At 62.9% G+C, this 21,965-nt stretch carries 21 protein-coding genes; 9 read left to right on the forward strand and 12 right to left on the reverse strand.

Annotation, left to right across the window (positions count from 1 at the left end):
- Positions 1-76 precede the first annotated feature (76 nt).
- Positions 77-613 (forward strand): hypothetical protein, encoded by a 537-nt coding sequence (locus A477_RS0116200; RefSeq protein WP_017199989.1) that lies wholly within the window; start codon positions 77-79, stop codon positions 611-613.
- A 21-nt stretch (positions 614-634) separates the two neighbouring features.
- Here the strand turns inward: A477_RS0116200 and A477_RS0116205 are convergent, their stop codons facing one another.
- Positions 635-1,549, reverse strand: a complete 915-nt coding sequence (locus tag A477_RS0116205) for a type IV toxin-antitoxin system AbiEi family antitoxin domain-containing protein (protein ID WP_502685504.1) — start codon at positions 1,547-1,549, stop codon at positions 635-637.
- A 201-nt stretch (positions 1,550-1,750) separates the two neighbouring features.
- Here A477_RS0116205 and A477_RS0116210 point away from each other — a divergent pair, with 201 nt between their 5' ends.
- Together A477_RS0116210 and A477_RS23340 are read left to right on the forward strand one after the other, a co-directional pair.
- Positions 1,751-2,344 (forward strand): DUF5655 domain-containing protein, encoded by a 594-nt coding sequence (locus A477_RS0116210; protein ID WP_237715815.1) that lies wholly within the window; start codon positions 1,751-1,753, stop codon positions 2,342-2,344.
- 28 nt (positions 2,345-2,372) lie between these two features.
- The gene (locus A477_RS23340) at positions 2,373-2,576 is read left to right on the forward strand and encodes a hypothetical protein (RefSeq protein ID WP_017199992.1); all 204 of its coding nucleotides are present in this window, start codon (positions 2,373-2,375) and stop codon (positions 2,574-2,576) included.
- Positions 2,577-2,686: 110 nt separating this feature from the next.
- Here the strand turns inward: A477_RS23340 and A477_RS0116220 are convergent, their stop codons facing one another.
- The 4 genes from A477_RS0116220 to A477_RS0116235 form a co-directional block, all read right to left on the reverse strand.
- Complete coding sequence (locus A477_RS0116220) at positions 2,687-3,664, reverse strand: ABC transporter ATP-binding protein (RefSeq protein ID WP_017199993.1); 978 nt, start codon at positions 3,662-3,664, stop codon at positions 2,687-2,689.
- 1 nt (position 3,665) lies between these two features.
- A complete protein-coding gene (locus tag A477_RS0116225) occupies positions 3,666-4,505 on the reverse strand; it encodes an ABC transporter permease (protein WP_011776185.1) in 840 nt (279 codons plus the stop codon).
- On the reverse strand, positions 4,498-5,292 hold the full coding sequence (locus A477_RS0116230) for an ABC transporter permease (protein ID WP_017199994.1): 795 nt from the start codon (positions 5,290-5,292) through the stop codon (positions 4,498-4,500). The genes A477_RS0116225 and A477_RS0116230 overlap by 8 nt, the downstream gene beginning before the upstream one ends.
- 105 nt (positions 5,293-5,397) lie before the next feature.
- Positions 5,398-6,246: a DMP19 family protein gene (locus A477_RS0116235; RefSeq protein WP_017199995.1), complete on the reverse strand. Its 849-nt coding sequence runs from the start codon at positions 6,244-6,246 to the stop codon at positions 5,398-5,400.
- Positions 6,247-6,411: 165 nt separating this feature from the next.
- Here A477_RS0116235 and A477_RS0116240 point away from each other — a divergent pair, with 165 nt between their 5' ends.
- On the forward strand, positions 6,412-9,855 hold the full coding sequence (locus A477_RS0116240) for a DEAD/DEAH box helicase (protein ID WP_017199996.1): 3,444 nt from the start codon (positions 6,412-6,414) through the stop codon (positions 9,853-9,855).
- A 25-nt stretch (positions 9,856-9,880) separates the two neighbouring features.
- Here the strand turns inward: A477_RS0116240 and A477_RS0116245 are convergent, their stop codons facing one another.
- Positions 9,881-10,621, reverse strand: coding sequence for an alpha/beta fold hydrolase (locus A477_RS0116245; protein WP_017199997.1), 741 nt, complete (start codon positions 10,619-10,621; stop codon positions 9,881-9,883).
- A gap of 73 nt (positions 10,622-10,694) precedes the next feature.
- Here A477_RS0116245 and A477_RS0116250 point away from each other — a divergent pair, with 73 nt between their 5' ends.
- Positions 10,695-11,393 (forward strand): helix-turn-helix transcriptional regulator, encoded by a 699-nt coding sequence (locus A477_RS0116250; protein WP_026005698.1) that lies wholly within the window; start codon positions 10,695-10,697, stop codon positions 11,391-11,393.
- 31 nt (positions 11,394-11,424) lie between these two features.
- Here A477_RS0116250 and A477_RS0116255 read toward each other — a convergent pair whose 3' ends face one another.
- The 5 genes from A477_RS0116255 to A477_RS0116275 all read right to left on the reverse strand — a co-directional run bounded on the left by A477_RS0116255 (position 11,425) and on the right by A477_RS0116275 (position 16,750).
- The gene (locus A477_RS0116255; protein WP_017199999.1) at positions 11,425-12,597 is read right to left on the reverse strand and encodes an MFS transporter; all 1,173 of its coding nucleotides are present in this window, start codon (positions 12,595-12,597) and stop codon (positions 11,425-11,427) included.
- Positions 12,594-13,259: a GntR family transcriptional regulator gene (locus tag A477_RS0116260; RefSeq protein ID WP_017200000.1), complete on the reverse strand. Its 666-nt coding sequence runs from the start codon at positions 13,257-13,259 to the stop codon at positions 12,594-12,596. Before A477_RS0116260 ends, A477_RS0116255 begins: the two co-directional genes overlap by 4 nt.
- A gap of 283 nt (positions 13,260-13,542) precedes the next feature.
- Positions 13,543-13,884, reverse strand: coding sequence for a hypothetical protein (locus A477_RS0116265; RefSeq protein WP_014922851.1), 342 nt, complete (start codon positions 13,882-13,884; stop codon positions 13,543-13,545).
- A gap of 89 nt (positions 13,885-13,973) precedes the next feature.
- The gene (locus A477_RS0116270; protein ID WP_017200002.1) at positions 13,974-15,692 is read right to left on the reverse strand and encodes an amidase; all 1,719 of its coding nucleotides are present in this window, start codon (positions 15,690-15,692) and stop codon (positions 13,974-13,976) included.
- Positions 15,692-16,750, reverse strand: coding sequence for an agmatine deiminase family protein (locus tag A477_RS0116275; RefSeq protein WP_026005700.1), 1,059 nt, complete (start codon positions 16,748-16,750; stop codon positions 15,692-15,694). The genes A477_RS0116270 and A477_RS0116275 overlap by 1 nt, the downstream gene beginning before the upstream one ends.
- A gap of 83 nt (positions 16,751-16,833) precedes the next feature.
- Here A477_RS0116275 and A477_RS0116280 point away from each other — a divergent pair, with 83 nt between their 5' ends.
- Entirely contained in the window at positions 16,834-17,469 is a 636-nt protein-coding gene (locus A477_RS0116280; protein WP_017200004.1) for a TetR/AcrR family transcriptional regulator, read from the forward strand.
- Between the two features lie 17 nt (positions 17,470-17,486).
- Here A477_RS0116280 and A477_RS22415 read toward each other — a convergent pair whose 3' ends face one another.
- Positions 17,487-18,473 (reverse strand): LacI family DNA-binding transcriptional regulator, encoded by a 987-nt coding sequence (locus tag A477_RS22415; protein ID WP_017200005.1) that lies wholly within the window; start codon positions 18,471-18,473, stop codon positions 17,487-17,489.
- A gap of 163 nt (positions 18,474-18,636) precedes the next feature.
- Between A477_RS22415 and A477_RS0116290 the strand changes: the two genes are divergently transcribed.
- Genes A477_RS0116290 through A477_RS0116300 form a run of 3 tightly spaced genes read left to right on the forward strand, consistent with a single transcriptional unit; the run spans position 18,637 to position 21,955 of the window.
- Positions 18,637-18,852 carry a hypothetical protein gene (locus A477_RS0116290; protein ID WP_017200006.1) on the forward strand — a complete coding sequence of 72 codons (216 nt, stop codon included), beginning with the start codon at positions 18,637-18,639 and terminating at the stop codon, positions 18,850-18,852.
- A complete protein-coding gene (locus tag A477_RS0116295; protein WP_017200007.1) occupies positions 18,849-20,354 on the forward strand; it encodes a sodium:solute symporter family protein in 1,506 nt (501 codons plus the stop codon). The genes A477_RS0116290 and A477_RS0116295 overlap by 4 nt, the downstream gene beginning before the upstream one ends.
- Complete coding sequence (locus A477_RS0116300) at positions 20,354-21,955, forward strand: amidohydrolase (RefSeq protein WP_017200008.1); 1,602 nt, start codon at positions 20,354-20,356, stop codon at positions 21,953-21,955. The genes A477_RS0116295 and A477_RS0116300 overlap by 1 nt, the downstream gene beginning before the upstream one ends.
- Positions 21,956-21,965: the final 10 nt, after the last annotated feature.

Consider the following 21,965-nt stretch of genomic DNA (forward strand, 5'->3'; position numbering starts at 1 on the left):
TGAACCATTCTTCCCCCACTGGCGTCGTAGGGGTTAGCGCCGGTCCTTTCCGGCCGGCTCGTCAAAGGAGCTAGACATGAAGAAACGACTCACTTTTGGATTCGGTGTGTTGGTTTTGGCCGCTGCCTTGGCCGGGTGTGGCGGAAGTCCTGGAACCACCGCTACTTCAGCACCGCCTGCGGTCACTTCCTCTGCAGCAGCTACCTCCGCATCCCCGACAGTGGATTCCAGCACGACGTCGGGCGCCGAAATGAAGGTGTCATCCTCCAGCGCAGGTCAGATCGTGACGGACAGCAAAGGTATGAGCCTCTACGTCTTCACCAAGGACGTCAAGGACTCGGGAACCAGCGCGTGCCTGGACGCTTGCCTGGAAGCTTGGCCCGTCTTCACCACGACGTCGGAGACACCCACGGTTGAAGGCGTCACCGGAACTGCGGGAACCATTGCCACACCTGACGGCAAGAAGCACGTAACACTCAACGGCATGCCCCTGTACTACTATGCCAAGGACAAAGCTCCCGGCGACGTGACAGGTCAGGGCGTGGGTGGCGTCTGGTACCTGGTCAGCCCGTCCGGGGAGATGATCAAGGGCACTGGGGGTACGGGCTACTGAGGCGTGGACCGTCCGGAGTGATCACCTGAGCGCCCGAAGGATGCGTTCCTTGAAGGCGCGCTCTTGAAAAAGGTCCTTCCACTCGATTCGGATAAACCGCCAGCCCTCCTCTGCCAGCGCCTTTTCCCGCCGTCGTTCTTGAAAGATGACCTCATCCGTCGGTTTGAAGTCGAAGTATTTGGTACGACCGTCGAACTCCAGAGCTAGTTTTTCCTCTTCCCAAGCGAAATCCATGCGGTGGCGACCCAAACGGGACTGCACCTCGAATTGTGGCTGTGGGGGCCTGATGCTGAGCCTTTGCATCAACTCTCGGGTCAGCGTCTCGCCGGCAGACTCGGAGCGCGGGTCTGCGTTGTCCAAGGCCTTGCGCAGCGTGCGGATTCCCCGCTTTCCGGAGGAGACCGCTGCCAAGTCGGCAATTGCGCTAACATCAGCACCAATTCGCAAACCATGGTCCATGATCACTAGTGCTTTGGGATAGCTAAGCATCCTGACACTGTCAAAGATGGTGCGTTCGAGTGTGGTCGCCCGCAAACCCTGAACCTGCACTACATCTTCCTCGGTGAACGTTTCTGTGTGTCCCCGGACATCCTTGCCCCAGCGGTCTGAGGATGGCCTGGCCCGGTGCAGGATATGAACCTTGTCATCCACGCCCCACACGAACAGACCATGGAGCCTTGCTGCCGACAAATGGCTGTAGACAAAACCACCTGTTGATGTGGTCAATGTCCCATGCGCATGTGCCAGAATCCGCTCTCTGGCCTGTCGCCCCGGACCCAAGGAGTTCCACTTGCCAGCCCTGATATAGCAGCCATATCTCAGGCGATGCAGTTCACCGGTCTCCACAAGCGCCTTGATGTTTCGACTGTTGAGACCGAATCGGAGTAATTCATCGGTCCTCCACATGTACCCGCGCACAGGAAGCCGGCGGACCATCGGGGCGTTGCTTTCAAGCGATGACATCGGCTCCATCGGGCCAGCATCGCAACCGAACATACAGTCGCCAAAGAGGTGCGCCGCGCTATGTGGAAATCCGAGCACCGAGGCCGCGGGAACGGTGCGAATACACCGGAAGTTTGCGCACGAACCCCCACGTTTCCAGCGAAGTCAGCAGCAGCGCCGGGCTACGATCGGGTTATGGGCGAGACTTCTGACATCAAGGCCGCGGCCAAGACATGGCAAACCATGGTGGACAGCAACCAGGCGTTGCTGCTGCGCAAGTCCGGACACGACGTTCATTGGTGGGCCGAAGAGGGCCGCGCCAAGGGCTTGAAGAACGACGCCGAGCTCCGCGACTGGATGCGCGACGAACACGGCATCACTGGCTATGCGCAATACGCAGTCTCGTGGGAGATGTTCGGCTACCCCGAGTTCATGCTCCGGGACGCCGACGAACTCATCAATGGACAATACGTCAACCACCCGGTGTTACGCCCCATAGCCGATGCGTTGCTGGCGTGGTCGGCTGAGACCGAGGGCGTCGTGATCCAGATGCGCAAGGGCTACGTCTCGCTTCACAGCCCCCGGCGGAAGTTCGCCCAGATTACCCGGACCAACAACACCACCGTTGATATCGCACTGCGCTTGGATGCTCCATGCAAGGGCAGGCTGGAAGCCGTGAAAGTGCGGGAGGGAGACTTCTTCGACCGACGAGTGCGGCTGAAGAAAATCGACGACGTCGACGACGAGGTGCTCGGGTACCTCGCCAAGGCGCTGGATCAGAACAGCTAGCCTGCAAGCCACTCATTGGGGAGAGAAGATGGCACAGAGTACAAAAACGAAGAACCCGCCAAACCTGGCATTTCTTGTCATTCAAGAGATTGCGTGGTGCCTGGGGGTCACAGCGATGTTTCTCAACTCAATCAACCATGGCTTCGACTGGATCTGGATCGGCTTGCTTGTTGGCTGGCAAGCGTTCATCATCTGGGGCTGGGTTAAGCTCCGACGCTCGAAGACCACCTAACGCGCTGAGATCGTGGGAAACCTGCCGCATCGCCGAAACGTTCCGGGCGAACACGCAGGTTTCCAGCGAACTCACCGGGTCCGGTGCAGCACCCGCTCCCGCCCAACAACTTACCGCCGTGCGCTCCCGTAGAGCTGCCGCACCAGGTGCTCGATATCCGGCTCGTGAAGGGATAGATCTGCTACCTCGGCTGCGCTTGAGATGGCTGCCAGAACTGTTGCCGCTGAGAGCCTGCGTGGATCGAAAGAAACGCTGTGCCTGATTCCGTCGGCTTCAATGCTCTGGTGTACCGCGCCGTCGGGTAGTGAGAAGAGCGCAGCCGAGTGCACGGGGGTGGCGAGGTCCACCACCATGGTGCGCACGGCTCCGGCCACCTCAACCAAACCGGTGAGCGGACCGTCGTAGGCGATGACGCCGTCGTCGACCACCAAGACGCGTTGGCACAAACGTTGGATGTCGCTCATGTCGTGGGTGGTCAGCAGCAGCGTGGTGCCGTTCTCGCGGCGCTCGGCGTCCAGGAACTGGCGAAGTTTCTCCTTACTGATCATGTCCAAGCCAATGGTCGGCTCGTCCAGGATCACCAGCTCCGGGCGATGCAGCAGGGCAGCCGCAACTTCGCCCCGCATACGCTGGCCCAGCGAAAGCTGCCTGACCGGCGTGGAAAGGAACTCTCCCAAATCCATCTGATCGGCAAGTTCACGGAACCTGGGCCTCCAGTCCGCCTCTGACATGCGATGCATGGCACCGAGGATCGGGTAAGAGTCCTGCAGGGGCAGATCCCACCACAGCTGCGAGCGCTGCCCGAACACGACGCCGATCTTCCGGGCCAGCGCTTTGCGCTGCGGCACCGGATTGAACCCGCAGACGGTCACGCGCCCCGAACTTGGCACCAGGACGCCTGTCAGCATCTTGATGGTGGTGGACTTGCCCGCGCCGTTGGCTCCTATGTACCCGACGGCTTCCCCCGGCTCCACTGTAAAGTCGATGCCACGGACCGCGTGTACGGCCTTCCTGCGCCGCCGGAAGCGACCGGCAGATTCCATGACCTGGAATTCCCGGCTTAGATTTTCCACTTCGATGATGGGCATGTCAGCCTCCTGCGCCGGTGTACTTTTTGATGGCCGCCCGCCAGAGGAGCAGCATGAGTCCACTGAGGACGACGGCGGCCGGCAGCCCGAGCCAGCCCGTCCAGGCCGGGATTCCAGCGGGGCCATCGAGGTCGAGGATGACCAGGCTGGGGGCATAGGCCACCAACGTTGCGGGTATGACGAACGTGAAGAAAATCTGGATCGGGAAGAACAGCGCCGCTCCTGGCATCGAGGCAACGTAGCGGCCGCCGTAGGTAAAGGCGTTGGCAAATTGCCTGCCGTCCAGAATCCAGAACTGCATTGCTCCAGCACCGAGGAACAGGGCACAGAAGATGGCAGCTCCCGCGAGCGGCGTGATGGTGGCCAGCAGGATTTTCGCGGGGTCCCATTGGATGTCGGCGAGAAGCAGCGCCACCACCAGGGCTGCCGCTCCGAACAGCAATCGGCCCACCCGCCGCAACTGGAAGTCGGACGTTGCGAGCTGAAGCAATACAGGGAGGGGCCTCACCAGCAGCACCTCCAGTTTCCCTGACCGGATGGTCTCGGACATGGAGTCGGTCTCCCCCATCAGCAGGTCACCGAGGGCGAAGGCAACGGACGCGAGCCCAAACACCACCAGCGTCTGGGCCAGGGTCATACCCCCAAACGTGGAGACGTTGTGGACGATCGCGTAAAGCTCCACGAACTCGGTCACCCCCAAGAGGACCTGGCCGGCGACGTCGGAGAGGAAGCTGCCGCGGTATGCGAGTTGTGAGCGCAGCCGGGCAGAGACCAGGAGTTTGAGGAGGACCAGGTTGGTGACCCGGGCGTGCGGGTCACGGGTAACGCGGGGACTAGCCACCCTGCACCACCAACCGCCGCGAACCGAAGCGAACCATCATCTGCACAATGACCAGCAGCACGGCCAGCCACAGAAATTGAACGCCAACCATCGCCAGGCTCTCGCCGCCGTCGGTCCTGCCCGCAAGAATGTCCACCGGGGTCTGCAGCATCGACGGAAACGGTGTGGCCCGAGCGAAGTCGAGCAGCCACCCCGGGAACCACGTCACCGGGACCAAGAACCCGGACAACAGGTTCATCACCACCATGTACAGCATCCAGAAGCCCCGGATTTCGAGCACCCAGAAAGACAAAAGGTTGATGGCGAAGAAGCCCAAAAAGTTCAGGGATACGGCAGCCACGATCGACACGAATCCCAGCAGGTAGGGCCCGGGACTTCCGGGCATCGCCAGCCCTGTCACCAGGGCTCCGACTATGAGTGGTGGCAACCCGCGCGGCAGCACGTCGAAGGCGGCACGGCCCAGGTCTTGCGCCCAATAGGACGCGGTCAGGTTGACGGACCGGGAAAGGTCGACGGCGATGTCCCCCGACTTCACGCGGCTTGCCAGTTCAGTGTTGCCGAAGAGCCCCAAAGGTGCCAGGAGCGCCTGCCCCAACCACACATAGGTGGCGGCCTCCATCGCCGAGTATCCGCCGATGGCCCCACCCGCCGTCGTAATGGCGCTCAGCAGCAGCGACGCCCGGATGAGTCCGAAGACCGAGTTGGTGAAAGCGCCGGCGACGGCGGCAGTACGGTACGTGGAATGGCGCCGGAATGATGACTTGGCCAGCTCCCAATACGCACGCACCGGTCGAGTCTACTCACGGGCTGCAGCCAAACCGCCGGAACGCGGCGAAATCGCCGAAACGCTACGGCGATTCCGCAGCGTTCCGGCGATCTCGGCAGAGAAGACTTACGCGTCCGCGAATTCCTCAGACTCTTCGAACTCCACGGCCGCGATGATTTCCTTGGTCTCCGGGTGGATCATGAAGGCCTCGTCGTCATCTTCCACCATGATGTAGTCGCCGTGGTCGGTGGAAAAGTGCCAGGCGAGGGTCTTCACGCCGTCGTGCTCGTAGTTGGGATCGCCCATGGTGATTTTCTCGAGGGCGTAGCCGGCGACGTCGCATAGTTCGCGGATGATGACCTCGAACTCGGGGGCGTTGGCGAGGGCTTCTTCGTCGGCTTCGGCCTGGCGCTCGGCGAGGTCCGGAATCCGGGCGACACGTTCGGCAATGTGCGCCTGGATTTCTTCGTCCGAAAGAGCCAGCAGTTCGGACTGGCCGCGGAGGTAGGCAGCGTTGAGCTCGATGATGTCCTCTTCTTCCAGCAGTGCCTCGAACTCGCCGTCGAGCTCGTCCAAGGTAACCACAGCTGCAGGCTGCGTTTCGGACTCGTCCAGGTCGCCGTCGAGGTAGGCTTCGGCTTCATCTTCGGTTAGGGCGTCGAAGGCCGCGGCGGTGCGGTTGAAGAGGTCAAGGTGCCGGGTGGCTCCCATGCCCTCGAGCCCGGCGCGGATGTAGGCGTCCACTTCTTCACGCTCCGGTGCGGTGAAGACGTACTGGGCGAAACCGCCGGACAGCGCCTGGGTCAGGTAGAAGTCCACAAAGTAGCTGTTGAGCGCAGGGGTCGCGATTTCGTCACTGTTGAGGAGCTCCGCGTACATCTCGTTCACCACGTTGACGTTGGAATCCACTACATCCGCACTGCCGGCTTCGAAGCTGGTCTTGCTCAGGACGACGGGGTACTCGTTGGTAGTCATGGGGAATCCTCACTGCTGAAAGCTGATGGTGCTCCTGACCCTTTCAACGTACGCGCGGGAGCGGCGCAGCAATCGAGGAAGAGGTTAACGGAGGGCGAAGTTTGGGAGCCGTTTTCTGCTGACTAAGATTGAACAGATATCCTCCTGCCGAAAGTAGCCCTACGCATGCCGTCCCACACAGACGAAAACTGGGAACTGGCCATTCAGACTCCTGCCATCACGGACCGCTCACTCGCGGCCGGACTGGCGTATGCCATGGGCAGCCGCGTGAACGGGATTTCTTTCGACGCGGCCACGGGCCTCCTGATGGGCAAGGTCCGCGGCACCGGTCCGCAGCCTTATTCGACGTCGGCAAAACTGGTTCGCAAGCCCAGCGGCTGGAGCTGCACGGTGGGTATTTGCAGCTGCCCGGTCCGTAAGGACTGCAAGCATGTGGCCGCATTGCTCTTCACCGCCGAAGACCACCCCACTATCCGCGCCCAACTCCTTTCCCAAGCCCCCGGAATCCAGACCTCAAGGGTGGGCTCCGGCCAACAGGGCGGATCGGCACGTCCCGCCTGGGAACAAGCCCTCAACAGGTTGATCGCCAAACCCGGCACAGCTCCGAGCGCTGCCGGTATCCCGCTTGCGCTTCAGTTCGAGGTGGAAGAGCCAGCGGCACACTTCTCCTACACAGGCCGCCGCGACCCCATGCGCAGCGTCCGCCAACTCAAGGCCCGCCCGGTCATGATGGGCGCCAAGGGCAAATGGATCCGCGGCGACGTCTCGTGGAACAACCTGAGCTACGTCAGTTTCCGGCGTGAATTCAATGAGGTCCACGTCGAATGGCTTCAGACTTTCCTCGCCGCGCACGGCTCCAGCAACGGCCGGCAGCAACCGTCCGGTGCCATGTGGTTGAGCCTGAACGACTTCGCAGCCAAGAACCTTTGGACCCTCCTCGCCGATGCCACCAAAGCCGGCATTCCGCTCATTCACTCCGCTGGTAGCGAGCCTGTCCGCGTCGAGACCCAACCCGCCGTCGTCGGGCTCAGCTTGGCGCGTCTGGAATCCAGCCAGCAGGAAGCGCCCGACGGCGGCCTGCAGCTCGCGCCGTCAGTGACCTTGGGCGGGGAGCCCGTGGATCCGGGATCCGTGGGTTTCCTGGGCAAACCAGCCAACGGAATCTTCTTCACGCATTCCGGGGAAACCCTGCCCGGCGTTCCGCAGCAGAAGAACCTCATCACCCTTGCACCGATCGAGGGCGGCATCAGCGATGAGTTGCTGGAGTTTGTCATGGACGGTCAAACGCTTCAGATTCCGGCCGAGGATGAGAGTCGGTTCCTGACCTCGTTCTACCCGAAGCTGCGGCAGTCAACGCCGGTACAGGCCGCGGATGAATCGGTGGCGCTGCCCACGTTGGCTGTCCCCACGCTGTCCCTGCTGGCCAATTACGGCAACGACCATAAGGTGCGGCTGCATTGGGAATGGCACTACAAGTCCGGCACCTTGGTCACAGCGCAGCCGTTGTGGCGGCACCCGGACGATCGCGGTTACCGCGACGACCTCGAAGAAGCACGGATTCTCGAGTCTCTCGGTCGGCCGTGGGACGTAGTGCCTGCGCTGGCCGAATCCGCGACGGGTGGCTGGGGTGCGCCCCGCATCGCTGCCTCCGCTGAGCTCAGCGGCTTGGACACGCTGGCTTTCACGGAAGAGGTGCTCCCCGAGCTCAAGGACCTGCCAGACGTCGTGGTTGAAACGTCCGGCGACATCGCCGACTACCGCGAAGCAGCCGAAGCGCCGGTGGTGTCCATTTCCACGAAGGAAACAGCAAGCGGCGACTGGTTCGACCTTGGCATCGTGATCACGCTCGAAGGCGAACCCGTCTCCTTCGCGGCTGTGTTCTCCGCGCTTGCTGCCGGAATGAGCCGCATGCTGCTGCCCAGCGGCGCCTACTTCTCGCTGGATCTCCCAGAACTTCACCAGCTCCGCGCCCTGATCGACGAAGCCCGCTCCCTGCAGGACAACCCCGACAACAAGGACGGCACCCTGCAGATCAGCCGCTTCCAGGCCGGGCTCTGGGATGAGCTGGCACAACTGGGAATCGTGGACGAACAGGCCGCCGCCTGGCGCGAGGCCGTTGGTGGACTGCTCGACGACGGCGTGACCGGGCTTCCGCTCCCGGCAGGACTTAACGCTGAGCTGCGTCCGTATCAGCTTGAGGGTTTCAACTGGCTCAGCTTCCTGTACAAGCACAGCCTCGGTGGCGTGCTGGCGGACGACATGGGCCTGGGTAAGACCGTGCAGGCGATTGCGCTGATTTGTGCGGCCAAGGACTTGGCGGCTTCCACCGCTGCCGCCGCCCAGGGCGACGCCTCCGAGGTGACGCCGCGGGCTCCTTTCCTGGTTGTCGCGCCCACAAGTGTTGTGAGCAACTGGGCTGCTGAAGCGCAGCGCTTTGCTCCGGGGCTCGTAGTGCGGACCGTCGGTGAAACCTTCGCCAAGAGCGGGCTGGCACCGGCCGAAGCGTTGGCGGGCGCCGACGTCGTCATCACCTCCTATGCCCTGTTCCGCATTGATTACGATGCCTACGCCTCCTTCCAGTGGGCAGGGCTGATGCTGGATGAGGCGCAGTTCGTGAAGAACCACCAGTCCAAGGCGTACCAGTGCGCTCGTAAACTGCCGGCCCGTTTCAAGCTGGCCATCACGGGCACGCCGCTGGAAAACAACCTCATGGAGTTCTGGGCGCTGACCTCGATCGTGGCGCCGGGGCTGTTCCCGAGCCCCAAACGTTTCGCCGAGAACTATCAAAAGCCGGTCGAAAAGAACGGTGACTCCGCGCAGCTGGGCAAGCTCCGGCGTCGTGTGCGTCCGCTCATGATGCGCCGCACCAAAGAGCAGGTCATCAAGGATCTGCCGCCCAAGCAGGAGCAAATCCTGGAAGTGGTGCTGAACCCGCGGCACCAGAAGGTCTACCAGACACACCTGCAACGCGAGCGGCAAAAAATCCTTGGACTGATCGATGACGTCAACAAGAACCGCTTCACGATCTTCCAATCGTTGACTTTGCTGCGTCAGCTGAGTCTGGATGCGTCGTTGGTGGATTCGTCGCTGTCCGGGGTGCGGTCATCCAAGCTGGACGTGCTCTTTGAACAGCTGGAGGACCTCATTTCCGAGGGACACCGGGCACTGATTTTCAGCCAGTTCACAGGGTTCCTGGGCAAGGTTCGGGAGCGTTTGGATGCCGAGGGCGTTGAGTACTGCTATCTCGATGGCAGCACCCGCAACCGCGGCGATGTGGTCAGCGAGTTCAAGAATGGTGCCGCTCCGGTGTTCCTGATTTCGCTGAAGGCCGGTGGCTTCGGACTCAACCTGACCGAGGCGGACTACGTGTTCTTGCTGGACCCCTGGTGGAACCCGGCGTCCGAGGCTCAGGCCGTGGACCGCACGCACCGCATCGGGCAGGCCAGGAACGTGATGGTCTACCGACTGGTAGCGAAGGACACCATCGAAGAAAAGGTCATGGCGCTGAAGGCAAAGAAATCACAGTTGTTCGCGGACGTGATGGAGGGCGACGCGTTGGCCGGTGGTTCGTTGACGGCGGACGACTTGGCGGCGCTGTTCGCGGAGTGACCTCCCCGAACAGCTCCGCACTGCCTCAGTTGGCTCGAGTGGCTGCCGTCTGAATGACCTTGGCGAGGTCACGTGGGCGGCTCCACATAGGCCAATGCCCTGTCGGGAGGTCAATGACGTCCAGATTCTCGATGTTCGCGACTTCAGCAAACATGGCATGGCCTGCATGGGCCAACTCCAGCACCTGTGCGCTGGGGATGGAGCAGCACACCATCACTGTCCGGACTTTGCGGCGGGCATCGTTCATGAGCTCGACGGGCTGACGAAGCACGGGACCAGGCTCAGGGACGGCGCGGGCACGAAAACGCTCGAGGACCGCTGTGCTCAGGCCGTCGAGGCTAGCCTGCTGTGCGAGGACTTCAAAGGACGGCAGGGGGAGCTGCTCCAATCTTTCCGGGAGATCCGGGGCGAAGGCGCTTCCTGTGGCCAGAGGGCCGGAGTCGACCCACACCACCGGATGAACAAGCTCAGGGTGTCGGTCAAGGACAAGGCTGACGGGGGCGTTGGCCCCACTGTGAGCGACGACAGTCGCGGGCTGATCTTCGGAAACACCGAGTCGGGCAAAGATGTCCAGGACGGCTGCAGCTTGATCGTCGAGGGTCTTCGTCGCCCGTTCAGGATCGTCCCCGTCGAGGCCAGGGAGCGTCACGGCTATTGCCCGGGAGTGGTCGGTTTCCAGGTGTTCAAGGACTTCATCCCACGCCCAAGCGCCCAGCCAGTGGCCGGCGATGAGGATGATGGTCTTATTGCTCGGAGTAGTTGTCATATCAATACCTTCGTAGGCCCTCCGGGCAGGTGTATGTCACTATTTGTGTCATGAATTTTGTGCGGGTTGAAAGGTGAAGCGAGCTGAACGACTCTTCGCCCTATCCGAGATGCTTCGTCGTCATGGATCACGGGGGTGCTCCGCCGATCGTCTGGCCAGAGAGTTCGGCGTTTCCGTGCGCACCGTCAAGAGGGACCTCGCTGCACTGGAGATCAGCGGCGCGCCCATATGGTCGCGCCCGGGACCTGGCGGTGGTTACGGATTGGCCGCGGGCGCTTCCCTGCCGCCTGTCAGTCTGTCCCCGGCGCAGGCCGTAGCGCTCATGGCAGCCGTCTCCGCTGCACCCGACGCCCCCTACGCCGATCTGGCAGCAGCCGGGATCCAGAAGATCGTGGATGTCCTCGACCCCAGGACCCGAGCAAGAGCCGATGAACTGGCCGGCCGTGTCTGGGTCAACGCGGCTCGCCCTTCCTCACGTACCATCAGGTCGGCCCTGGAGGAGGCGATGTCCGAGCAGCGGGTAATCCGGATTCGCTACACCTCGAGGGACGGGAGCACGACCATCCGCGACGTCGAACCCGTGCTGTTCGCCTCGACGAACGGCCAGTGGTACTTGGTTGGTTGGTGTCGACTCCGCGACGCCATGAGATGGTTCATCGTGTCGCGCATCGATCGAGCCAATGTAACCAAAACGGCTTGCGGCGGCCATACTATCCACGAGGTCGGAGAACCCCCGGCGAACGCCAGACCCGTGCACGGTCGGGGCGTGTGAGGCGCGCAATCAACCATTCGGGTACGTGCAGCTAGTCGTCCAGCCGTACACCACGCAGCAACAACATGGTTCCACCCACGGCAACTGCGGAGGCCAGGAACACGCCCGCCGCACCGAGTCCCACTGCCACGACGCCTATTGCGCTGGGCAGGATCACTTGGCCCACCCTGTTACCCGCCAACCGCAAGGCGAGCGCACGTCCGCGTTGGCCTTCGGGCGCCTGGGCTGAGAGCCAGGACATGGTCAGTGGTTGGCCGATTCCCAGCCCGAGGCCCAAGAATGCCATGACAACAAAGAGCAACCACTCGGGCATCGGAATCGCGGCCACCCCGAGCGAAACCGTGGAGATGGCCAGGCTCAGGATCAGCAGCTTCATGCGCCCGAGCCGGCGGGACACGCTGCCCAGCCCCAGCCGGGACACCATGGAAAACACGGCGCGAACGGTCAGCATCAGGCCCACGGTTGCCGCAGTCAGGCCACGTTCGGCGCCGAGTGCCGGCAGGTAAACAACGGTCAGGTCCACTACGGCCAGGACAGTAGCGCTGGTGGCCAAAGCCCGGACGACACCGGGCGTCCTGAGGAGTGCAGCCGTGCTGCCCTTTGGTCCTCCCCTTGCGGTGCGCTTCCCTCGGCTGACCTTCGAGGAAATCACGAACGTCGTCAGGAAGAGCACCAGGCTCATCGCCGTCGCGAGCAGGAAGATCGCGTTGGTGTTGGGGCGAACAGAAGCACCACCCACCACGGATATGGCCAACGGGCCAAGAGCCTGTCCCAGAGACGCGGCGAAGGTCAGATAACCAAAAGCGGAGTCCAGACGTGTCGACGCCGCATTGTTCGCCACTACAGCCTGCTGCCCCACCACGCAGGCCAACTGCCCGGCACCCAGAAGCGCGGTTCCCGCTACGAGTGCGGGGACTGACGTCCCCCAGAACAACAGGAAAGCCGAACAACCCAGCACGACGGCGGCCCCGATCGCCATGAGCCGACGCTCGCCAAGGCGGTCCACCAGCCCGCCGATGGGCAGTGCGAGCAGGAGGGGAAACACGGCGTAGCTGGCGGCAAGAAAGCCCAGTGCGAAACCTGGAACATCCAGCTCAAGGGCGCGGTATGTGGTGGCCGGCCGAACCAGGAAAGTGACAGCCTGGATAAGGGCCGAGTGGACGAGCAGCGCGGTGGACGAACGCCGTCCGAGTTCGCCGATCATTCGACCACGAGGCCGGTACTTGAGATGACGCGCAAGGTCTCATCACGTGCGCCAATGACATGATCGAAAGCGACTTTGGCTGCCTTCTCCGCGTCCTTGGAAGCAATGGCTTCTACTAAGCGCCGGTGATTGGCGAGTGCTTCATCGCGGCGTTCGGGGGCATTGTTGGTGAAATATCGATAGCGCTCAACCTGGCTGGCGATCTGCCCATGGAAGCGCTGGGCCCAGGAGTTTCCGGCGATTCCGGCGATCGCGGCATGGAGGGCAACCCCGTACTTCATGGCTTCGTCGGGAAACTCCACCATGGCAGCGTTACGGGCTACGATTCCCCGTAGTTCTTCAAGGTCTGCCGGGCTCGCGTTGGCACACGCTTCCCGTGCCATCAGGGACTCCAAGGCAGCGCGGACGTCGTACAACTCTGAAATCACCTTCTCATCCAACGCCGGGACCATGACTCCGCCAGTGGGCTGCTGCTCGAGCAGGCTCTCGGAAATCAGGCGGCGGATGGCTTCCCTCAGCGGGGTACGGCTGACCTGCAGGGCTGTGGCCATGGCCGGCTCGTAGATGCGTTCACCCGGTTTGAGTTCAAGGGTGAGGATCTGGCGCTTTAGCTCAGCGTAAACAACGTGCGCTCCTGTATTGCGAGGTTGTGGACCTGCCATTTCGTTCCACCTGCCAATAAAAGTGTACTTGTATACATCTATACACCGTTCGAAAAGGTGAGTGCAAAAGAGTATCAGCTGGGCTGATCGGGCCCCGACGAAAAGCAACCCTCTCTCACATCCCAAGCCCTTCCCAGTGGCCCTCTCTCACTTTCCTCAAGAGAGTGATAGAGCGTTACGCATCAAGGGCTGGGAAGTGATAGAGCGTTGAGGGCGCAAAAAGGGACCGGTTCAAAGAACCGGCCCCTTTTCCGTTGCAAATGCGGCTAGGCCACGGGCGTCATTAGCCGCGGCACAGTTCGCCGAACTTGGCGCCAGCTTCCTGGAAGGCCGACGTGAGCTCGCCCATCTTTGCTTCGTTCGGTTCTTCCTTGGCCTGCTCGTCCAGGTACTCAAGGATGGCCGTGACTACAGGCTTCATCTCGGTGGACGCCACCGGTTCGATGGGCCTGATGGCGTTGGCTGCGCGGTTCGAGGCCGTCTGGCTCGGGTTCTGCGGAATACTGGCTGCGGCGACGCCAACGCGGTCACAGGTTTCCGCGGTGGTCAGCTGCTGCTGAGCGGAACAGGCGGATGCCGAGGCAATAAGCCCGGCAGCGATCAGGACAGTGGTGAGTTTCTTCATGGTTCCCTCAGTGGTCGACGTCCCTTTGATTGTAATCAGAGCCGACGCCCCATCACGCATTGGGTTCCTTAGGGCCGCTGTCGAATCCGCTACAGCGAAGGCGTACGGGGTGGCACCGTCCGCCGCGAACCGGTGGCTTCGAAGGCTGCGGCCAGGGTCAGCAGTGCTGTGTCATCGTACGCGCGGCCGGCGAAGGTGAGGCCCACGGGCATGCCAATATCCGCCATGGTTCCCATCGGTACGGTAACGGTGGGGATGCCCAGGTGCCTGGGAACGAGGTTGCCGTTGGCCACCCACACGCCGTTGCGCCAGCCCAGGTCTGCGGAGGCAGGGTTGACGTCCATGTCGGCAGGACCCACATCCGCAGCCGCCGGGAACAGGACCGCGTCCAGTCCGAGCCCGTCCATCCACTCCTCGAGGTCAATGCGGCGGGTCTCCTCCAGGCCGCGCACTCCGCCTTCCAGCTCGGGGATCTCGGTGAAGTTGGATACGCCGTATTCGCGGACATGCCGGGGATAAGCGGAGATGTGGTCGTCGAATCCGGTGTAGCGGTCTGCCAGGGCGCCCTTCGGGTGCGGGAAGATCGCAGCGCCGTCCACATCGGCAAGCCTGTTGAGGGCGGGATCACCGTTGGCGCGCAGGAAGTCGTCCCATGCCCAGGCCGAAAGGTCCTCGATTTCACGTTTGAGGTACTCGGTGCTGACCAAGCCGCGAGTGGCAATGGTAGGCGCGCCCGATCGGTCGCCTTCGTAATTTGAGACCACGGGGAAGTCCACCAGCACTACTTCAGCGCCAGCGGACTCAAGGTCCCGCTTGGCGGCTTCCCACAGGCCAATCACGGAAGCCCGCGTCTCGATGCGCTGCCCGGTGGGGCCACCGATGCCCGGCTGCTCGCTGGTCCCGGCGTCCGGGTCTGCGTTGATATACATGCGCGGCACCCCGAAGCGCTTGCCCCGCAATGCCAGCTGCCCGCCGTCGGCGTCTTCCACGGCAAGCGTCAGGTAGGACTCCGGGCGGACCTCGGACGATTTCGGGAGCTGAACCCACGGCTGCGCGCGCCAAAAATCACCGCGCGTCTCAGCGTCATCGGCAACAATGACATCCAGCAGTTCCAGCATGTCCGCCATGGTGCGCGTGTGCGGTACTACGACGTCCATGGTGGGTACCAGCGGCCAGTTGCCGCGCACCGAGATGACGCCGCGCGAGGGCGTGTAGGCGCACAGGGCATTGTTCGACGCCGGTGCACGGCCACTCGACCAGGTCTCCTCGCCCAGGCCGAAAGCGGCGAAGCTGGCCGCCGTCGCGGTGCCGGAACCGTTCGAGGAACCGGAACCGAAGGCAGCTGTCAGGAAGTCTGCGTTGTACGGGCTTTCAGCCCGGCCATAGACGCCGCGCTGCATTCCTCCGTTGGCCATGGGCGGCATGTTGGTCAGGCCGATCAGGACCGCGCCGGCATCCCGAAGGCGCTCGATGGTGAAGGCATCACGCTGTGCCACCAACTGCTCAAAGGCAGGCGATCCGGCCGCGGCAGTGAGCCCTTTTGCCAAGTAGCTGTCCTTGGCCGTGTAGGGGATGCCATCCAACGGACCCCTCACCGCCCCTTGGGCCCGGCGTTCATCCGATGCCCGGGCGTCCGCCAAAGCATCGGGGTTCATGACCACCAATGCGTTGAGCTTGATGCCGTTGCGGTCATAGGCCTCGATGCGGTCAAGGTATGCCTGGGTGAGCTGTTCACTGGTCACCTCGCCGGACTCCAGCGCCGCCCGAAGCTGGGCGATGGAAGCCTCAACAACGTCGAAGGGAGCCATTACGCGGCACCTCCTGCGAGCTGCGTTCCGCTCAGGCGCGGCTGTTGCTGGGTGATGCAGTGGATACCGCCGCCGCGGGCAAGGATGGGGCGTGCGTCTACGGTGACAACCCGCCTGCCAGGGTAGGCCTCGGCCAGAATTTCCGCCGCGAGCGAGTCAGCACGTTCTTCACCGTAACCACAGGCGATGACGCCGCCGTTGACCACGAGGTGGTTGACGTAGCTCCAGTCCACAAAGCCATCTTCGTCACGCAGCGTTTCCGGCGCCGGCAGCGGGACAATCTCGAACGGTTTACCTGCGGCGTCGGTCTGGGTTTCCAGGAATGCCTGGAGCGTGCGGCTGACCTCGTAGTCCGGGTGCTCCGGGTTGGCCTGGGAATGCAGCAGGATACGGCCGGGGGCGGGCAGGGTGGCCACCATGTCGATGTGGCCGCGCGTGCCCAGGTCCTCGTAGTCGCGGGTCAGTCCGCGGGGTACCCAAATGACCTTGGTGGCTCCGATGGTGCGGGCCAGTTCGGCTTCGACTGCCGCTTTGTCGGCATAGGGATTCCGGCCCGGATCCAGCTGCACGGTTTCGGTGACCAGCACGGTTCCTTCGCCGTCCACGTGGATGGCGCCACCTTCGTTGACCAGCAGCGAGCTGACCAGCTCGGCGCCCGCCTTCCCGGCGACGAAGCGGGCCATTCCGGCGCTCTTCTGCCACTCGGACCACGCCGGAGCACCCCAGCCGTTGAAGATCCAGTCCACGGCGCCAAGCACGCCGGGACGTTCGTCGTCGAGGACGAAGGTGGGTCCGACGTCGCGCATCCAGAACTCGTCCAACGGTGCCTCGATCTGTTCGATGCCGCCGCCCAGCATGCGGGCGGCGCGCTGGCGCTCGCTCGGGTCCACCACCATGGTGACAGGTTCGAATTCGGCTACCGCATGGGCGACGGCGGTCCAGGCCGAGTAGGCCTCTTCGGCGGACGCAGCGTCGTCGCCAAGCGTCAGGCCGGTGCGGGGGAACGCCATCCAAGTGCGCTCATGCGGTGCGGTTTCGGCCGGCATTCTCCAAGCCATGGGTGACTCCTTCGTCTTCAGTGCAAATCTCCTGTTGATCACACGATCAACAATGCTGAAAAGGTAATCTAGACTGGTCCTTGATGTCAAGCACTCCACAGAAGCGCGCAGTCCGGAAGTCACCGGCAGAGCGCGCCGCAGAAATCACAGAGGCCGCCCGCGAGATCGCACTCGAGGCCGGGCTTACAGCCCTGACGCTGCGCAATGTTGCCGCCCGGGTAGGAGTCGCTTCAGGCCTGGTGGCGCACTACCAACCCAACATGGACGCGCTCGTGTCCAGCACTTTCGCCACCATCGTGGCTGCGGAAACACAGGAAGTCGCAGGCTTGCTGAGCCTGCAACCGGGACCGTCGGAACGACTCGCCCTCTTGGTGGACACCCTTTTGAACAACAGCAGGCTGGACGTCACGGCAATCTGGGTGGAGGCCTGGACCTTGGGACGCCGCAACGAAACCCTGGCCGCCTCGGTCCGCGAGCAAATGGATGCTTGGCAGAAGGTCTTCCAGGGAGTGGTCGAGGACGGGAACGCGACCGGAGCGTTCAACGTTTCGGATGCCGCGGCCGTCGCCTGGCAGATTCTCGGCATGGTGGATGGCCTGAACGCCCAAGCCTTGGTCCGCTGGGACGGCGTCAACGATCGCGGCACGCACCTTGCCCGCGCCGTCGAGGGAATGGTGGGCGCCGCCCCAGGTTCCGTCGTTGCCAAACCCCGCTTGTAGGCGACACTGAGCGCGACTCAGCTCGCCAAGTGCACGCTCGCGCCTTCGAACCAACGGTGCACGGGCGGAGCGTCAGGTTCCTGGATGATGGCGTCCAGCAATTCCGTGGCCGCTTTGCCGTAAGCACGCGGCGCCAAGTCAATGGAACTGATCAGCGGATTGCCGGTTTCCAGGGCGGCTGCGCCGGCGAAAGAGACGACATCCAGGTCTTTGCCAAGAGCGAAGCCCCGGCTTTCCAAGACGATCTGGCTCTGCGCAGCCTGACCCTGCGCGCCACAGACCAGCGCATCCGCCCCGCCGATATCCACGGCTTGAGTGATGGCGGCGATCAGGTCCCGTGGACTGGCATTGGCCGCAACCTCATGCACCCGCGGCTCCAAACTATTCCGAAGACACCATTCCATGTAGTTCCGGCGGGTATCGACAGCCCATGATGATCCAATGGCATCGTCGATGGCCAGCAGCGCAGGGCGCCGCCGCCCGCGGGCAAGGAGATGGTCCAGCACTTGGGTCTGCAGTTCGGCGTGGTGGGCCTCAAGCGTTCCTTGGACCCGCTCCTCGCCAGGACCGTTGTAGCGGCCAACACTTACCGTCGGGATGCCGTTGGCCAGGAGGGCCGCCACCAGAGGCTCACCCGGGGCGGGGTCGATGGCAATCACTCCGTCCACTTGGAAGGCCATCCGTGGCGTTAGTCCACGCGCGAAAAGCGTGACATCGTAGTCCGCGGCAGCTGCGCCCTCGGTGACTCCGAAAGCGAAGTCCATATAAAACGCCAGGCTGCGGGCGACCGGTGGTATGTGGAGCCCGATGGCGCCGATCCGGTTCACGCGCAGGCTGCGTGCGGCGCGGTTGGTGACGTAGCCAAGGCGGTCAGCGGCTTCCTGAATGAGCTCGCGCTTCTCATCGGAGATACGGCCGGAGCCACTCAAAGCGCTGGAGACGGTGGTCTTGGACAGGCCGAGTTCGCGCGCGATGTCCATGATTGTTGCCCGGGTTCTCACCATGACCTCATCCTAGGCGGCAGTCCGGTGATGGCGCTTCCCGGATCTTGGGGAACCTCTTGACATTGCTGTTGTGACGTCCCACACTTTTATTTGCGGGAACGTTCCCGCAAATATCTCCTTCGCTTACATCCGGCCAACGACGCCCGGAGGAATGGATCCCCAAATGTCCCAAGCTGTCCTGACTTCGGACCGCCGAAGCCACGTCCGCAGGACGATCTTCGCGATCGATATCCTGCTCCTGCTCGCCCCACCCGTGCACTGGTTGTTCAGCGACGGCCAATCCACCATCTGGTATTTCCTCGTAGCCAACGCCTTGGTGACCCTGTCCCTCTTTGGCCTGTGGATGACACGGGATACCGATGAGGAGGAAACGCGATGAACATGCTGATTGGTTACGGAGCCATCCTCCTGTTCACCGTGCTGGTGGTGGTTGTCATGAGCCGCGGCCGGCGCGTGGACAAATCCATGAGCGAATACGCCACCGGCGGCCGCTCATTCAATTCCTGGTTCGGCACCATGGCGTTCCTCAACACCTGGCTGGCCGGCACCATGTTCATTTCCTTCGCCGGCCTGACTGCCAGTGCCGGCGCTATCGGCTTCTACTCCCTGTCCTACTCACTGCTCAGCGTGGTGCTGATGTTCTTCCTTGGCACGCCTGTGAACAAATGGGGCCGCATCCACGATCTCCGAACCCAGGCAGACCTGCTCGGCCTGAGGTACAACTCCCGCTCGGTCCGGGTCATCGCAGCCCTCATCGGCGTCCTGGCCTCAATTCCATGGGTTGTCCTGGGCATGCAGTCCCTGGGCCTTGTCTTCTCCACTCTCTCCTTCGGGCAGGTCTCCCCCTACGTCGCAGTGGTGATCGGTGTGCTTTTCATCGCCGCACGCCAGATCTGGACCGTGAAGCTTGGCACCCGCGGACTCATCATCAGCGACATGGTTCAAGGGATTTTTGCCTACGGCGTCGGCTTCCTGGTGATCCTCGGGCTCTTGGTGTGGCTCATCACCAACGGCCATGGTTTCAACGAGGTTTCACCCAGCCTGCTCCAACTGCCCGGTCCCGGCAGCGCGGCGGGCCCGTTCTACCTGTTCTCCCTGATCTTCACGGGAATGATGGGCGCCTGGTGCTGGCCCGACCTCTTTGTTCGCATGTTCAGCGTCAAGACCCCCAAAACGGTACAGAAGTCCGCCGTCCAGGCAGCACCGATCATGTTCCTGTTCTCCGCGGCGCTCACCACGGTGTGCCTGCTGGCCACCAGCGTCCCGGGTGTTTCCGACGCCCCCGATACCGTGTGGTTCATCCTGGCCGGAATCGGTGGAGCAGGCATGGTTGCCATCGCTGGCGTGTGTGTTGTGGCCGCCACCATGGGCAACGTTGGAGCCAACTTGCAGGCCGTAGGCACCCAGTTGGCCAACGACGTGATCGGCGTTCGCAAACAAGAGCGCATTGAATCCGCAAAGGGCGCAAAGATCGCTGTCGCCGCCATCACGCTTATCTCCGCTGGCGCTGCTCTGCTGATGGCGAACCAAGTCTCCGGGCTGATCGTGGTCGCTTTCGTGTCCTACCAGGCCATCTGTCAGCTAGCCCCTACCCTCCTGCTCGGAATCTTCTGGCGACGGGGTACAGCTGCAGCCGCCAACTCCGCAATGGTTTCGGGAATCCTGGTGGCCGCGGTACTGGAACTCATGTATCCGAGCCCGCTGTCCATTCCGTGGCTTGGCGGACTGACGTCCGGGGTAGCTGGGTTGATCGTCAACCTTGCCGTCTACCTTGCGGTCTCACTCGCCAAACCTGCCCCTGCCGCAGAACAAGACCGCGTTGACGCGCTCTTCGAAGGGCTGAAGAAGAAGGAACCCGTAAGCCAAGGAGCACTGACGTGATGGCCGCGGACACCATTGTCCTGGCACGCCGGATCCACACCTTGGACCCGAACGCGCCCGCCGCCACCGCCCTTGCCATCAAAGACGGCCGGATTGCCGCCGTCGGTTCCTTCCCGGACCTGGAGCCGTACCGGGGACCCAACACCACCGTGCTCGACTACGGCGACGCGACGATCGTCCCGGGCTTGAACGACAGCCACACTCATGTTGTTTTTGGACTGGATCTGGCCCGTGGCGTGCAGTTGACGGACCTGGGTCCCCTTGAGGAAGTGCAACGGATCATCGCGGACGCAGCCGCCGCCGCCAAACAAGGCGAATGGGTCAACGGTTGGGGCCTGGATCCGAACCTCTTCACGGATATCGGCTTCAACGGCCGGCTCTTCGACGACGCCACGGGCCCGGTGCCAATGTTTCTGCGTATGCGGGACGGCCACTCCGCCATTGTCAACACAGCGGCCTTGGCCGCCGCCGGAATCACGGGTCCGGTCGACTTTCCGGACGAGTCACTGATAGACGTCGACGACGACGACTCGCCCACCGGGTACCTCGTCGAGTTCAGCGCCATGGAGCTGGTGACGAGAGTGATCCCGCAGGAAGCCTTCGAGGTCCGGGCCGAAAGGCTCCGTACCCTGCTGACCGGAATGGCCGCCGTCGGAATCGCTTCCACTCACGTGATGGATTTCGCTGAGGGTTCTGCCGAATTGGCCACCCACTTGGAGACTCACGGTGAGCTTCCGCTTCGGCTGCGCTTCTCCCCCATGGTCAATGCCGGCGCATCGCTGCACGAGCTCGAAGAAGTGGCTGCGATGCAGGGCATGGGCGGAAGACGGTGGCGGGTGGAAGGGGTCAAGTTCTTCATCGATGGCACCATCGACAACGGTTCGGCCTGGCTGGAACAGCCGGACGTGTATGGCGAGAACCATGAATCGGTGTGGACCGACCCCGAGGACTTCCAGAAGGCGCTGAGGTTCTTTGTGGAGCGCGGAATTCCCACAGCCACCCATGCCATTGGCGACCAGGGCGTTCGGTATGTTCTCGAAGCGCTTGAGGCATCCGGCGATGCGCGGCATTTCGCCGCGCACAGGATCGAGCACATAGAAACCATCCCTGACGATCTGGTGAACCGCTTTGCCCAACTCGGAGTGGCCGCGAGCATGCAACCCATCCACGGGACCCACCACACCCGCGCGGACCGGAGCGACAATTGGTCCGTTCGGTTGGGGCCCGAAAGGGCGGCCCGCGGATGGCGGTGCCGCGACCTCCGCGACGCCGGAGTCACGGTGGCGCTCGGCTCCGACTGGCCCATCACCCCTTACGACCCCAGGGCCATGATGGCAGATTCCATTCTGCGCCGGCCGGTGGAAACGCCCGGCGCTGCACCCGTACAGCCCGAGCAGGCCCTCACGGCGCTCATGGCCCTCGAGGGTTACACCACCCATGCTGCCGCTGCAGCAGGCTTAGGCGCGACATCGGGAACAATCAGTGTGGGCAAGCTCGCCGACCTCACCGTATTCGAGGGGGATCCCTTGCGGATTACCCCGGAGGAGCTTGCCGGAACCTCAGTGCTGACCACCTTCGTAGACGGCGTTCCAACGCATTAGTTTGCCAGGG

It is taken from the genome of Arthrobacter sp. M2012083 (assembly GCF_000281065.1).
In the GTDB taxonomy this organism is placed as follows: Bacteria; Actinomycetota; Actinomycetes; order Actinomycetales; family Micrococcaceae; genus Arthrobacter.